The following is a 14,655-nucleotide window of genomic DNA, read 5'->3' on the forward strand; positions in this document are numbered from 1 at the left end:
ATGCAAATGTTAGGCAGGGCTCTGCCTTGCTTGCAGGTCCATCTGATAAATACAAAAAACAGCGCAGGGACTAGAGGTCCTGCGCTGTTTTTGCTTTAGCGAGTAGAGTGAGGGTTACTCGCCGGGTTCGAGTACGTCTTCGTGGTCAACGACTTTCCCTTTCACCTTCATCCAGACTGCTGAGGCAATCAGCAGGGCTGCGAGGATGCCGCCGATGGTGGAGACTGTCATTGGCAGGCCGAATCCAAGTTTGGTGGAGTTCAGCAGGAAGGTCACAACAACGGTAGTCATGAAGGTTGCCGGAATGGTGCAGATCCAATGCAGCTTGTTATGGCGCAGCAGATAGGCAGCAGCAGTCCACAACATCAGTGCGGCAGTTGCTTGATTGGCAACGCCGAAGTAACGCCAGATCACTCCGAAATCCACCTGAGTCAGGAGTGCACCGCCAACGAACAGTGGGATTGCCAGCAACAAACGCTTTGGCATCTGGTTCTGTGGCATGTTGAAGAACTCAGCCAGGATCAGACGTGCTGAACGGAAAGCGGTGTCACCAGAGGTGATCGGCAGGACGATAACACCGAGTACTGCGAGGAAGCCACCAAACGTGCCCAGAAGACCGTTGGATGCTTCGTAAACAAGGTTCGCAGGATTGCCGCCCATGCCTTCAGAAAGGCCTTCAACGCCGCCGAAGAAGGACAGAGCAATCGCACACCAGATAATCGCGATCACGCCTTCACCAATCATCGCACCATAAAAGACGAAGCGACCATTTTGTTCATTCTCCATGCAGCGCGCCATCAGTGGAGACTGAGTGGCATGGAAGCCGGAGATCGCACCACAAGCGATAGTGATGAATAGAGCAGGCCAAAGTGGCATGTCATTCGGGTTCAGGTTCTGGAAGAAGTCACCAGCTTCAACGCCCGGCAACATGGAATGTTCGCTGGACAGCAGCAAAGCGACGGTCAAACCCACAGACATAAACACCAGCAGAGCCCCGAAGAACGGGTAGAAGCGTCCGATGATCTTGTCGACAGGAACGATGGTTGCGATCAGGTAGTATGCGAAGATGCAAACCAGGAAGATTGTAACATCAACACCGGTCAGGCGGCCGAGCAGGCTTGCTGGAGCAGACACAAACACCACGCCCACCAGCAGAAGCAATACAATTGCAAAGATGTTCATGAAGTGCTTTGCGCCGCTGCCGAGGTACTTGCCAGCAAGGTTCGGGACGGATTGCCCTTTGTTGCGAACGGACAGCATGCCGGAGAAATAATCATGCACTGCACCTGCAAAGATGCAGCCAAAAACGATCCAGAGCATTGCTGCCGGACCATACAGGGCGCCAAGGATCGGGCCAAAGATTGGTCCAACGCCTGCAATGTTCAACAATTGAACCAGATAGACTTTTTTGGTGGACATCGGCACATAATCGACACCGTCAGTATGTGCGTGGGCAGGTGTCTGGCGTGCGGGCTTAATCCCGAAAACCTTCTCGACAAACATGCCATAGATAAAATAGCCGCCGAACAGCAGGCCAATACTCAAGAGAAACCAGGACATCTTTCTTCCTCCACAAATCTCTGGGAGCGATTAAACTGGTTTCAAGGGCAAGTTGCTGAGGTTTCAGCTAAGCGGCAGTTGAGGCGGGGTGAGCGGCAATTAAAACAAATAAGCGGTTAATTGAGACGCGACAGTTTCACGTAAATTTGAAGCGATCCAACGGCTAAGTGTATATACGCACTCATGAATATCCAAAATGCTGCTTCAGGCTTTTTAGATATCGACGTGAAACTGGGATCTTGGTTCCGCTGTGCGTCACCACTTCCGCTCCCGTTTCCTGCAACACAATCTCCGAAATCGCATCTGGTGAGACAAGGTACTGGCGGTGACAGCGGGCCAATGCGGTTCTTTGTTCCAGCACTTTAAGGGTAAGGTGTGTGTGCACATAAGACTCTGCAGTCGCCACATGGATTCCAGACAAGTCGCTAAACACATATTCAACGGTTGCCACTGGAACGACCTTCAGCTTGTTTCCAAGATAGCAGGGGAGGTGCTGAAGCTCTTGAGGCGTAATTTCTTCCATCAATTGCGGACGCAGATCAGACCGGACCCGGCCAAGTGTCTTGGCAAGCCGGTCCTCTTCAATTGGTTTGAGCAGATAATCAAAAGCATGATGCTCGAAGGCTTTAATGGCATACTCGTCATAAGCGGTCGAAAACACAATGCGCGGCATAGTTTCCGGGTCCAGCATGCCAATCATTTCCATGCCAGAGATGCGCGGCATCTGAATGTCCAGAAACACCAGTTGAGGCTTGTGCTTATTTATAAACCCAAGGGCATCAATCGCATTACTGCACTCGCCAAGTACTTCGATACCATCTGCTCCAGTGAGCAAATCCTTCAACTCCTCACGAGCATAAGGTTCATCATCAACAATCAGACAACTAATCATTGGGCTGCCTCCAACATAGGAGCAGGGAGTAGGATTGAAACCCGGGTAAAAGCGTCCTCTTCCCATTCAATGTGCAGGCCAAACTCCTCACCCCACTGTTTCTTCAAGCGTTTGTCGACCAGTGAAACTCCAAGTCCTTCGCGGTTCTGTGGTGGCACATAAAGCCCGGCATCGTCTTCCACTTGAAGTTCCACATACTCATTGCTCATGAGCCCACGGATTCTAACGCATCCACCGTCTATGCTCTGCGAAATGCCATGCTTGATGGCGTTTTCAATGAGTGGCTGCAACGTAAATGCTGGAATTTTCAGGGATAGCAGTTCAGTGGGAACATCGAGCTCAACAGCCAGTTTGTCCGGGAAACGAGCTTTCTCAATCGCCAGATAGGCATCCACATGGTCAAGTTCTTCACCAAGAGTGACGAGGCCAGAGGTGCGCTTCAGGTTAATGCGTAAAAATTTGGAGAGCTGCAGCAATAGTTCCCGAGCCTTCTCCGCGTCGCGTTTTGTAATAATGGCAATCGTATTGAGCGTGTTGAACAGAAAGTGCGGGTTCACTTGCGCTTGCAGCAGTTTCAACTCAGCCCGTGTCAAAAGGCTCTGTTTCTCTTCCAGTTCTCCATAAAGGATCTGATTGGAGAGAAGCTTCGCAATGCCTTCGCCCAGTGTTCGGTTGATATTCAAAAACAGCTTGTTCTTCTGCTCGTAGAGTTTGATTGTGCCGATCACTTGGGAGTCGCTATGAAGCGGAATAACAAGGCATGAACCCAACTTGCAGGAGGATGACAGCGAACAGCCATATGGCTCTTCAACACCGTCTGCATACATAACCTTGTTTTGTTCGATAGCATCAATAGTCAGTTGAGAGGAAATCTCTGTCCCCGGTTTGTGGTGATCCGAACCAATACCAATAAAGGCAAGCAGCTTGGTACGGTCCGTAATCGCGACGGCCCCTACATTCGTTTCGTCTTTAACAATCTGGGCAACCTTGCCTCCAGAAACTTCATTTAGCCCCTTAGCAAGGACGCCGACACATCGTTCTGCAATCTTTAGTGCCTGACTGGAGAAGGCTGATGATAGTTTGTCAAACATCGTCTTCTGATCACGGACAATGCTCATAAAGAAAGCTGCTCCCAGTGAGTTGACGAACAACATCGGGGGCGCAATTTGCTGGACAAGCGCAAGAGCCTGATCAAATGGCCGGGCTACAATCAGGATGATGAGCATCTGCACCACTTCCGCTACAAAGGTGAGGCCAAACACAAACATCGGGCGAAACAGCAGTGCGCGTTTGTTATGCGTGCGCAAATAGAATGCAGTCATCCCGGCCAACAGGCCTTCTGAGGTGGTCGAGATCGCACAAGCCAGATCAGTAAACCCACCAAAGCCGTAGCGGTGCAAACCGCCCGTCAACCCAATCAGAAACCCCGTAACTGGACCACCCAAAAGACCACCCAGGACCGCGCCCATAGCGCGGGTGTTAGCAATGGCCCCATCAACCTGTTCACCGAATGTTGTGGCAATCACGCAAAAGCCAGAGAACACCAGATAAATAAGTACCTTGTGCGGTAGGCGAGGGGCGTCTTCCGTAAAGATCTTAAACAGCGGCGTTTTGCTGACCATATAAACGATCACCAAATACACACACATTTGCTGCAGCAGATGAAGAATGAGGGCCATTTGTTGGCTTTACTATTGTTTCTTGAATTAGCCCCAAAAGTGTACCGCCTCACAACAGATTTTCAATCCACCAAGCAGAACACAAACACCCAATTATACTATCCCTAAGATTTTGATATATTTGAGTTATTAAACCTAACCAGCGAAACGCGCGCAATTGTCGCAAGACGCAAACCAGCACTAAAAGTCCGGATGAAGGCAAGGCTATCTGAATAGTTGCTTTGTCAGGATCTCATGCTTGGAGATCAATCTAAGTGTGGCGGTATAAAATAGTTTGTAATGATGACGGAGTGTCCGTCGTCAAAGATAGTTGGACAAAATTGGCTTTCGAGTAATGGAGTGTCTGGCCCTTTTGCGTGTTAATGTTATGCGGCTTGAGCGTGGTAGCGTAAGCGGCGATTTGCTGAGTTTTGCGTTTAATCATCTGCCAATTTTGTAGGATCTGCTTATCTCTCCCTAGGTAAGTATCGGCCGGTGTCACATTGCCAAGGCTCTCGTGGTAGCTATGGTGATTTTAGTGTTCGACAAAGTTCCTGATTTGCGCTTCCAAGTCCTCTGACATGGGTAGTTTTCTAGCAAAATGCGGTTCTTCATGGTCTGGTGCCAACGTTCAATCTTACCTTGGGTTGGTGGATGATACGGCGCTCCCCACACATGCTTCATACTCTTCCTTTCCAGCCAATCGGCCAGATCCGACGAGACGTTAGAGCTGCCATTGTCAGAAAGCAGTCGTGGACGATGCATGACCTTTGGCTGCTCGCAACCTGAAGCATCGAGTGCGAGCTGAAGGGTGTCGGTGACATCCTCGGACTTCATTGTGGTGCATAGCTTCCAGGAGATGATGTAGCGGGAGTAATCGTCAAGAACGGTTGAAAGGTAAAACCAACCCCAGCCGATAATCTTGAAGTAGGTGAAATCGGTTTGCCACTGCTGGTTCGGTGCTGTAGTCTTGTCCTTGAACTCATCGGCGGCCTTGATGACCACATAAGGCTGGGGAGGTGATCAGGTCCTGCGCCTTCAGCAGTTGGTAAACGGAAGCTTCTGAAATAAAATTGTCTTTCGTATCTGTAAAACGAACTGCAAGCTCGTGCGGTGACAGATCCGGCTCGTCTAGCGCCAATTTTTGCTCTCATCGGGAATACGGTTCCATACTTTGGATGGCTTTGATACCCGCTCCTCCAGCGCTTCAACGCCGCCTTCCAGGTAGCGATCATATCAAGTATAGAAGGTCGAACGCGGGATACCCAGAAGCGCCAGCGTGCGCTTGATTGGTTGATGAGATCCTTCAACCAGCCGGATAATCTCTAGCTTCTCTTGGGTGGGATACCTCATTCGTCGTCTCCCCCATCCTCGAGCATGTTTTTTTTAATAAGGTGCAGTTCCAGAGCCTGCTCGGCAACCTCTTCTTTGAGGCGCGTGCCTCATTACGCAACTGCTTTACTTCACCAGTGTTCGCCTGACGGACAGTATCAACAGCAAGCCGCTTCTTGCCAGCTTCCAGAAACTCTTTCGACCAGCTGTAATACAGTCCCTATGAGATGCCTTCCTATCGGCATAACTCAGCAATACTGTCATCACCGCGCAATCCTGCGAGCACAATACGGATCTTGTTTTCGGTGGAATAGCGCTTGCGGGTTTTACGGCGAATGTCTTTGACCGCCTTCTCAGCTGCAGCGCTGGGGTTCTTGTATTTTGCTCCATTGTTCACTCCTAATCTAGTGAACATGGGTCAAAACACTCTCCTACTCAAACTCACCCATCTGTTCATATGGCTTCGGCGGGGAACAGTTGGACTTAGTTTAGTTTTGTGCAAAGCCTTTTGCCACTCTGAGCAAGATAGCCCTGTTATCGGTGTTGAGGATCAAAAAGATCTCAGCAGCCTCGTCCACCTCAGGCAGCACTGTTTTGCTGGTGGTGATGTAACTGGGACAAACTCCTAAGGCTTCATAAAATGCAATGAAATTGAGACCATCGCCTATTTAGCTTGGTTATGAGGAGGCCTCCCGCGGCTCTGTTTGTGGGCGTAATTCTGCTATGTAATCGTTCCATAAACTGAATGCATCAGCGCGTGCATGGCGGTACGAGTTGGCTGAAAGGCGGTGGCGTTTCGGTCGGAAAATAGCTGCAACCTGATGTGCGCGAATAGAAATCTCTGTTCTTGCTGCGTAGGCTTAAAGTGGCCCATGATCTTTTCCCGTTGTCGCGTACGATGATACGAAGCCTCTGCACGGTTGTTCAAGCCATTGTGCGCCCGGTTGCTCAAGACCTAGTGCGATCTCTTGTCTGGCTGCCCCGTAGGAGCCAAGCTTGTCCTTCATCAGAACGTGCGGCATGCTCCAACGCCTGAAAACTTATAAAAGAAGGGTTTGGCTAACTTTTTGTCACTACACGCTTGCGAAAGGATATCAAGAGTATCGCCATTCCCGTCTACAGCCCGCCACAGCCAATAGGTAACGCCGTTGACCTTGATGACACCTTCATCAAGGTGCAACTAACATTGGCTGCTCGGTCCTTCTGGATTTTTCCGGCAAAGACGTGCCCAAACTTGTGTACTCAGTTCCAAATAGTCTCATAGCTAAGCACTATTCCCTGCGCTGCTAAAAGATCTTCAACATTACGCAGGCTTATGGCGAACGGATGATAGGCCCAAACCGCTTAGCCAATGATACAGCGTGAGAAACAATAGTCTTTGAGACGAGGAAAAGCGTCAAGATAAAGCATAGTGATGAACTACCCGAAGCAGCTAAAAGCAAGAAGGTGGGAGTGCTTGGCATCAATCTAGAGGGTAGGCTTCTGCAATCGGCAAGCGCCATCTAACGGCTTACACATTTAAGCGTTCTCCAGGCCTCACTTTACCGCAACGAAGCTGACAAAATCCACCTACACGGCGTCCGCTTAACGTTGTGAAGCTTCAGAGCCTGCGCCAGGTTAAGCGTCTTTGTTGGGTTTGGAACTTACAAACTATGGCCGCCATCAACAGGCTCCAGCAGTTCGATCATGTTTCCAAATGGGTCATGGACCTTCTTGCGGTAGTGGCCGAAGAGGATGGTGTCATCCGTTACCGTGACAGACGCTGCCCGTAGGTTCTTCGCCAAAGCTGCCAGATCATCGACAACAAGTCCTGGGTGGCCAACTGTTACTGGCGCAAATGGTTCACTGCCGAGCAAATGCAAATTGACAGAACCTGATGAGAACCAACATCCGGCATGGCTACTCGCTTCTTGAGGGCGTTCTATTTCTTTAAACCCTAGTAAGGTGCCATAAAACCGCCTAGCATCTTCAACGCCATCAGGTGGGATCGGCAGCGCGAGATGCTGCATGAGCAGTACCGTCATATTCAGATCCTTTGCGTCTGCATCCACAACGACCTTCTTATCAAACTACAATATGAGTTAGCTTTCTAAATTGGCGATAATTTAAACAAGTGTAAGCTGAAAAGCCAAGTGCGCACGAAGAGCTTGCTTGGCTCATCAACTTATGCGGTTAGGGCTTTGTCGCACGGCCAACCGCAAAGATTAACCCAGACATCTATGGAATGTCTGGGATACGTCGTCGTTCGTTTACCGGTTTGCGACTTGGCAAGCGGTAACCATCAAGACCAACAGTCATGTTTGCCGTCTAAACACGCCGGACAGATGACCGCATATGATTATTGCTCAAATCAGATCAATATGCCTCGCAAGGCAGAAGTCACTCACATGGAACACTCGCTCAGCCTCTCACTGCCGGTAACTAAGGTGCCCTTATAACCTCGCATGCGTTCACTCATAACATCAGGGGCTCTCAACTCGAACACTCGATAAAGCTTTGACAAGTGCCAGGATCTCATCGGCAAAGTTGTCCGATTGAACTGGACGGTTATGGAAAACAGTTCGGTTGAGAAGTATTGCTGGTACGAGCTCTGCTAGTAGATCCAATTGAGGATGATCAGAACCCAATAGCCTGGCAAAAAGCTGGCGAAGTGGTTTATCGTCATATCGATCACGAATAGCGTCAGCAATACCCTTATCTTCCCTCAATGCTGAGATGACTCCGGGAAGTAAATCTGGTTTTGAAGCATAAAACTCAGTTTTCTCCCGAATAACAGATGCCAAATCTGCTGCGGCGTCATCACTGGAGGGAAGTGGAGGGTCAGGAAAAGCGCGAATAGCGTCAGTTACTAAGGCTTCTTTTGTTTCCCACCTTCGGTATATCGTACCGAGCCCACTTCCGGCTTTTTCTGCAACATCCTGAACTCGAAGTTTATCGAACCCATGTTCGATAATTAACTCAGCCGTTGCAGCAAGAATAGCGTCGGTCCTGTTACGATCCCGCTTACGACCGCGGGTAAGCTCAGCTCGCTGGCCTGATCTCTTATTCATGAAGACTTCCTAATTACTGCAAAGGTTGATTTCCATGTCAAACTTCTATATCGCTTATTCGGTAATTAACAATTCCGGAATTATATGTTTCCGAATGGGAGTGGCCATGAGTTCTAAAAATGCTTCAATTATCAAGCAAGCGAGTATGGTGCTCAACACTTTCACACCACAACGAAGGAAACCAAATCCCGTCTATGCAATCCCTGAAGAAGATAAGCACATATCAGGTAAGATAATTGTGTTTACGGGTGGAACTGATGGTATGAGGCGAGCCGCTGTTAGTACACTGCATAAGCTCGGGGCAAACCTGATTATCTTAGGTCGCAACGAAGAAAAAGGGATGGCAGTTGCACGCGAGCTAAATGCCATTGATGGGGGGGGGCGCAGTTTCTATCCTGTGATCTGGCATCAATGGAGAGCATTCGCTGTTGTGCTGAACGTATCATTGCCACTCACAAGCGCATAGACGTCCTAGTCAATTGCGCAGGTGCTCAAGTCCCAAAACGCACCATCACAGCAGATGGGTTGGAGAAGATGTGGGCGATTAATTATATTGGCCCCTTTTTGCTTACGAACCTTTTGCTAGAGCGTCTCAAAACCTCTGCGCCGTCAAGAATTGTGAATGTTTCCTCCGAAACGGAAGCACTAGGCCATATTAATTTTGAAGATCTCCAAACCAAACACGGCTTTGATGCGCTAAAACCCTATGCTCAGGCAAAGCTCGCGCTCAATGCGTTTACAGTTGAGCTGGCTGAGCAATTAGAAAGCTCAGGAGTCACTGTAAACGCGCTTAATCCCGGCTTCATTCGTTCCAATTTGCTGCGGGATCTAAAAGGCATTCCAGGTATTTTTCGGCTCATCATGCGCATTTTTGCCTCTCCACCGGAAGTAGGAGCTGATCGCATAGTAAGGCTCGCTATTTCGTCGCGATACAGCAGTGTAACTGGCACCTATACCGATGAAGACAAGATTTCTGAGCCCAATCCAGAAGCGAAAGACACAAGTATCAGAACAAAGCTTATGCAGATAAGTGATGCTTCAACGGCTAGATGGAGAGCATCTTTATCAGAAGCCTGCAAATGATCCGCAATCTCTGCAGTAAGTAGATGTAGATGTTAATTTTGTTATAATCTAGCAATATCCGCCGAGATTTCTGCACTAAATTAGTAAAATTATAGTATAAGTAAAAATGAAGCATTTGTGAAAGATGTACATATGAATATTGATAGTATGTGAATAGTGTATATCGTAATTCGATAATTTAAATTATCGGAAAAGATTCGCATGCCTACCAGATATAACTCCAATAAATCTATATTAGTGGAAAAGGGAGATGCTCCTGCCCACTTTGATACTCCGTACACTCTTACCCCGAAGGATACTTTCTATGGGTCTTTGAAAAGAGGCGGAGATTCAGATTTTGTTGCGATTGTCCTTGAGGCGGGGGTTGAGTACACGATCTCCATGGACAGTGAGGGATCCAATGGGCCATCGGACACAAGTTTGGTCCTGTTCGATCCCAACTCCAGGCCCGTCGCGTCGGATACTGAAAATGGGAATGGTAGTAAATCCGAAGTCACTTTCACACCTGAGGAACGCGGCACCTATTATGTTTTGGCTACCATTGGTACAGAGGGAAATTCTTTTGGAGACTATCAGCTTAGTATAACCGAGGAAGCTGGCTCTACTGAAGTGCCGGTAGATCCAGACGCTTTTTCAAATGACCAGATTGCACATCAGTTGACTGATGCATATTGGGGATATCGCCGGGCATTTGATGTGGAACCTGGAGAGGCGATCTCAGTCAATATTTCGGGTTTGACAGATACCGGCCAATACCTGGCAAAGAACGCTCTTGACGCATGGTCAATGATGACTGGCATCAATTTCGAATTTACAGATACCTATGCAAAGATAAACTTCGACGACAATTATGGCGGAGCTTATGCAAGCTCCAACACCTTTTATGGTGAAATTGAGCGATCATTCGTCAATGTTAGCGCGGACTGGGTTGATCGATATGGAGCGAACTTAAACTCGTACTCCTATCAGACATATATTCACGAAATCGGACATGCGCTGGGGCTGGGGCATGCCGGCCATTATAACGGAGATGCTACATTCGGCGTAGACAATCATTATTCCAATGATTCCTGGCAAGCGACAGTCATGTCATATTTTAGTCAGCAGGGAAACACGAACATCGATGCCAGTTATGCGTATGTGGTCACGCCTATGATCGCCGATATTCTTGCTATGCAAGATCTTTATGGAACGGCAGGTAACTTGCGTACTGACGACACCATCTACGGCGAAAACTCCAATGCTGGAGGATATTACGATGATATCGCTGGCATGGTTCCTATGACCTTCACCATTCTGGATGATGGTGGCAACGATAGCATCAACTTCAGCTCTGTGATTAGTGATCAGCGGATTTCTCTCGTCGAGGAAACCTATTCAGATGTTCAGGGCTTGAAGGGCAATCTTGCCATTATGCGTGGAACCGTGATTGAAAATGCATATACCGGTTCTGGGGATGACGAACTGATTGGCAACGACGCTCACAACAAGCTTTTTGCAAATGAAGGTCACGATTTGCTGGGTGGCGGGCGTGGCAATGACTGGCTTTATGGCGGCAGCGAGATAGATCAGCTCAAAGGTGGCAGAGGCAAGGACAGGCTTTACGGCGAAGATGGTCGCGATACTCTGGATGGAGGAGTGGGCAACGATAGGCTCTACGGTGGGAAAGGCGATGATAACCTGCTTGGAGGCAATGGAAACGATCGTTTAGATGGCGGCATAGGCAATGACGAGCTTGATGGTGGAAAGGGGAGTGACCTCCTAACAGGAGGCGTCGGTGATGACATACTTTCCGGTGGCAAAGGCAAAGACACTTTCATCTTTGCGGCTAACTCTGGAGATGACAGGATTACCGACTTTTCGAGTGGGCTAGATGTCATCAAGTTTATTAAGAATAGCGTCACCAGTCTTGAAGAACTCACTATTTTGGCTTCAGAGGATGGGGCGCTCATTTCCTACCAAGGTGGTTCCATCGTGTTGTCCGATATCGGTGCTGATCTAATCAGTGCTGATGACTTTATGTTCGTGTAAATAAAGTGTGCTCCAAGCGCTTGTTCTTCTTACAATTCTCTTGGAGCACAGTTCAAAGTCCTGCTGCATTGCGTCAGTCATTAAACTTGCGCGGGATCGTAGCATCTTTGCTGCAGTCAAAATTAGCTCACAAGATATAGGATTGTGTTTTGAGGCATGGTGCTGGATGCCCCTCTATGATGACCATAAGGCTCTGAGACTTCACCGAACTCATTTGTAGCCATGATTGAAATGTCGCATGCAATTTTTGACAGTCCACCCACTATTCATGCAAGATTTTGGTCGCCTTCATCGAACGCTCTCAAACAAGCAGACTCGCGAACAAGTAATTTTCTGTTTAAATGCAAGCAGTTTGGAGGTGCCTTAAGCTCTTAGAAACTGTCTTATTCACCAAAACCCCCATTACATGCGTCATGTGTCAGTATAGATACCGATAATTGGCTGTGCCTTATAACAGCAATTCTTACTTGATTACGTTAGTCATCACATTCCCTTATGTAGTTAGTGAAGTGATCCATCTGTAACCAACTAAAAACAGAACGCACCTTAAAATGCGATTGGCGGCAACAGGAACGGAATGGCAGATTGCAAATCTTAAAGGTCTAGGATTTGCCTGTATTCAATGTGTCGTATTTCTGGCAATTCTAATCGGTAGTTTCTTCATTTTTGCGCTTTTTTCTACGAGCTACTGTAACGCCCAAACGGATCGGACCGCCCCACTTATCCGTATTGAAGGCGCTATAGGGCCGGCCACTGCTGACTATGTGACACGTGGCCTCCAATCCGCCCAGGAAGATGGAGCCACGCTTGTCATTCTCACTTTGAACACCCCTGGTGGTCTAGACACTGCAATGCGCACCATCGTCCATGCCATTTTGGCATCGCCGGTTCCAGTTGTTGGGTATGTTGCACCGAGCGGTGCCCGTGCGGCCAGTGCCGGAACCTATATTCTGTACGCATGCCATATTGCTGCCATGGCACCGGGAACCAATCTTGGCGCTGCAACACCAGTTCAGGTAGGTGGTGGTTTTCCCGGATCAGAAGGCTCTGACAACGACGAGGACGAAGGGACAAGTGCGGCCCCGTCCTCCTCCGACAAAGCTATCAGCGATGCGAAGGCTTATATCAAGAGCCTTGCCCAGTTGAGGAGCCGAAACTCAGAGTGGGCGGAAAAGGCGGTCAGCGAAGCTGCCAGCCTAACGGCGGTCGATGCTCTCGAGGAAGGAGTCATCGACTTTATTGCAGATAGTCAAACCGATCTTCTTCAGAAACTAAATGGGCGGTCCGTAGAGTTGCCAGAGGGGCAGATTACGCTCAAAACTGATGATCTGACGATTATTCCAGTGGAACCAGATTGGCGGACCGAGTTTCTTTCTGTCATCACCAATCCGAGTGTTGCCTATATCCTGTTTCTTATCGGCATCTATGGCATCGTTCTGGAATTTTACAGCCCAGGTATTTTCATCGCAGGGATTACCGGTGTGATCTGCCTGCTTTTGGCGCTCTACGCCTTTCAGCTACTGCCAGTCAACTATGCCGGACTGGCTTTAATTCTTGTCGGGCTTGGCCTTATGATCGCTGAAGTATTTGCGCCCGGCTTTGGCGTGCTCGGACTGGGTGGTGCCGTCGCCTTTGTGCTGGGTTCAATCATGCTGATCGACAGTGACACTCCAGAACTGGAGGTATCTCCTATGCTGATTGGGTCGATCGCAGCTGTTAGTGCCGGCGTTTTTCTCATCATTCTTTATCTTCTTATGCGCTCCAAGGGCCGTGCCGTCGTAACAGGGCGGGAAGAAATGCTCAGCAGTAAAGCCGTGGTTTTGGACTGGAATGGAAGAGAGGGACACGTCAGGGTTCATGGTGAAGTATGGCAGGCAACAAGTACAACGTTTTTAAAGCCGGGCCACACTGTCGAAGTATCGGCCATTGAGGGATTAACCCTCACCGTCTCTCCCCTTAAAAATGAGGACCAATCATGAACGAACTGCTTAACTATTCCTGGACTTTGACTGTACTGATTCCGCTCTTGATTGTTTTCTCGTCATTGAAGATTTTGCGGGAGTATGAGCGAGGTGTGATCTTCCTGCTAGGGCGTTTCTGGAAAGTAAAGGGTCCAGGTTTGATCATCGTTCTTCCGGGTATCATGCAGATGGTTCGGGTGGATCTGCGCACACGCGTCTTAGACGTGCCTGAGCAGGACGTAATTTCGCGCGACAATGTCTCCGTCAAAGTCAATGCTGTCGTGTATTTTCGCGCCGTGGACGCTGAACGGGCGATTATACAGGTTGAGGATTTCCTTCAGGCGACCACCCAACTGGCTCAGACAACACTGCGCTCGGTTGCAGGTCAGCATGAGCTTGACGAAATGCTTGCATCGAGAGATCGATTAAACGCTGATATTCAGCGTATTCTGGATGAACAGACGGAAACCTGGGGTATTAAGGTATCAAATGTGGAGTTGAAGCACATTGACCTTGATGACCGCATGATCCGGGCGATCGCAAAGCAGGCGGAAGCAGAGCGGCTACGCCGCGCCAAGGTCATCGACGCGCAGGGCGAACAGCAAGCGGCGGAAAAGTTTCTAGAAGCCGCCGGAATTCTCTCTCAGAACGATCAAGCTATGCAGCTGCGTTATCTGACAACCCTGCAGACAATCGCGAGCGATAGAAGTAATACGATTGTCTTTCCAATGCCAATGGAACTGATAGGCCGACTTCCCCTGAAGGGTTCTGCCGACGAGCAAAAATAAGTTAGTGTTTCTGAGTTATGCTGACAGGAATGTCTCTCTCAAGGGCTCAACTACAGTTGGTGGAAGGAGTTTCTAAAGCTGCGCTATTGCGTTCAGGTTCGACCCCAGAAGTAACTTTGGGATCTCTGATGGGCAAGGTGATGGCCTGGAATATGGAGACTACAGGCACCCCGATAGTCAAGGGTGGAGCAGGTCAGGTGGCAGAAACATTTGAAAAAATATTACAGAGTGCAATTGGGGAAGTGCGAGGATAATCCTCACGATAAGTGATTAAGTTTAAAAGTAGAGATAGTATTGCGC

10 protein-coding genes and 2 pseudogenes are annotated in these 14,655 nt (G+C 48.8%); 5 read left to right on the forward strand and 7 right to left on the reverse strand.

Going from position 1 to position 14,655, the window contains the following annotated elements:
• Nucleotides 1–114: 114 nt before the first annotated feature.
• The 7 genes and pseudogenes from PsAD5_RS05855 to PsAD5_RS05885 all read right to left on the reverse strand — a co-directional run bounded on the left by PsAD5_RS05855 (nucleotide 115) and on the right by PsAD5_RS05885 (nucleotide 8,492).
• Nucleotides 115–1,560: a carbon starvation CstA family protein gene (locus tag PsAD5_RS05855; protein WP_063291400.1), complete on the reverse strand. Its 1,446-nt coding sequence runs from the start codon at nucleotides 1,558–1,560 to the stop codon at nucleotides 115–117.
• Between the two features lie 181 nt (nucleotides 1,561–1,741).
• The gene (btsR, locus tag PsAD5_RS05860) at nucleotides 1,742–2,452 is read right to left on the reverse strand and encodes a two-component system response regulator BtsR (protein WP_063291401.1); all 711 of its coding nucleotides are present in this window, start codon (nucleotides 2,450–2,452) and stop codon (nucleotides 1,742–1,744) included.
• Nucleotides 2,449–4,131, reverse strand: coding sequence for a sensor histidine kinase (locus PsAD5_RS05865; RefSeq protein WP_063291402.1), 1,683 nt, complete (start codon nucleotides 4,129–4,131; stop codon nucleotides 2,449–2,451). Before PsAD5_RS05865 ends, btsR begins: the two co-directional genes overlap by 4 nt.
• A 365-nt stretch (nucleotides 4,132–4,496) precedes the next feature.
• Nucleotides 4,497–5,857 (reverse strand): annotated as a pseudogene (locus PsAD5_RS05870) (IS3 family transposase).
• 262 nt (nucleotides 5,858–6,119) lie between these two features.
• A pseudogene (locus PsAD5_RS27540) lies at nucleotides 6,120–6,852 on the reverse strand (IS6 family transposase).
• A 233-nt stretch (nucleotides 6,853–7,085) separates the two neighbouring features.
• The gene (locus PsAD5_RS05880; protein ID WP_153040697.1) at nucleotides 7,086–7,466 is read right to left on the reverse strand and encodes a VOC family protein; all 381 of its coding nucleotides are present in this window, start codon (nucleotides 7,464–7,466) and stop codon (nucleotides 7,086–7,088) included.
• Between the two features lie 438 nt (nucleotides 7,467–7,904).
• Nucleotides 7,905–8,492 (reverse strand): TetR/AcrR family transcriptional regulator, encoded by a 588-nt coding sequence (locus PsAD5_RS05885; protein WP_057465627.1) that lies wholly within the window; start codon nucleotides 8,490–8,492, stop codon nucleotides 7,905–7,907.
• 106 nt (nucleotides 8,493–8,598) lie between these two features.
• On the opposite strand from PsAD5_RS05885, the gene PsAD5_RS05890 reads away from it, so the two are divergent.
• The 5 genes from PsAD5_RS05890 to PsAD5_RS05910 all read left to right on the forward strand — a co-directional run bounded on the left by PsAD5_RS05890 (nucleotide 8,599) and on the right by PsAD5_RS05910 (nucleotide 14,355).
• Entirely contained in the window at nucleotides 8,599–8,958 is a 360-nt protein-coding gene (locus PsAD5_RS05890) for an SDR family NAD(P)-dependent oxidoreductase (protein WP_153040698.1), read from the forward strand.
• Nucleotides 8,904–9,575, forward strand: coding sequence for an SDR family NAD(P)-dependent oxidoreductase (locus PsAD5_RS05895; protein ID WP_084404347.1), 672 nt, complete (start codon nucleotides 8,904–8,906; stop codon nucleotides 9,573–9,575). Before PsAD5_RS05890 ends, PsAD5_RS05895 begins: the two co-directional genes overlap by 55 nt.
• Before the next feature lie 201 nt (nucleotides 9,576–9,776).
• Entirely contained in the window at nucleotides 9,777–11,606 is a 1,830-nt protein-coding gene (locus tag PsAD5_RS05900; protein WP_063291406.1) for a M10 family metallopeptidase C-terminal domain-containing protein, read from the forward strand.
• 551 nt (nucleotides 11,607–12,157) lie between these two features.
• A complete protein-coding gene (locus PsAD5_RS05905) occupies nucleotides 12,158–13,585 on the forward strand; it encodes an NfeD family protein (protein ID WP_084405918.1) in 1,428 nt (475 codons plus the stop codon).
• A complete protein-coding gene (locus PsAD5_RS05910; RefSeq protein ID WP_063291407.1) occupies nucleotides 13,582–14,355 on the forward strand; it encodes a slipin family protein in 774 nt (257 codons plus the stop codon). The genes PsAD5_RS05905 and PsAD5_RS05910 overlap by 4 nt, the downstream gene beginning before the upstream one ends.
• Nucleotides 14,356–14,655 lie beyond the last annotated feature (300 nt).

Source organism: Pseudovibrio sp. Ad5 (assembly GCF_001623095.1).
Classification (GTDB): domain Bacteria; phylum Pseudomonadota; class Alphaproteobacteria; order Rhizobiales; family Stappiaceae; genus Pseudovibrio.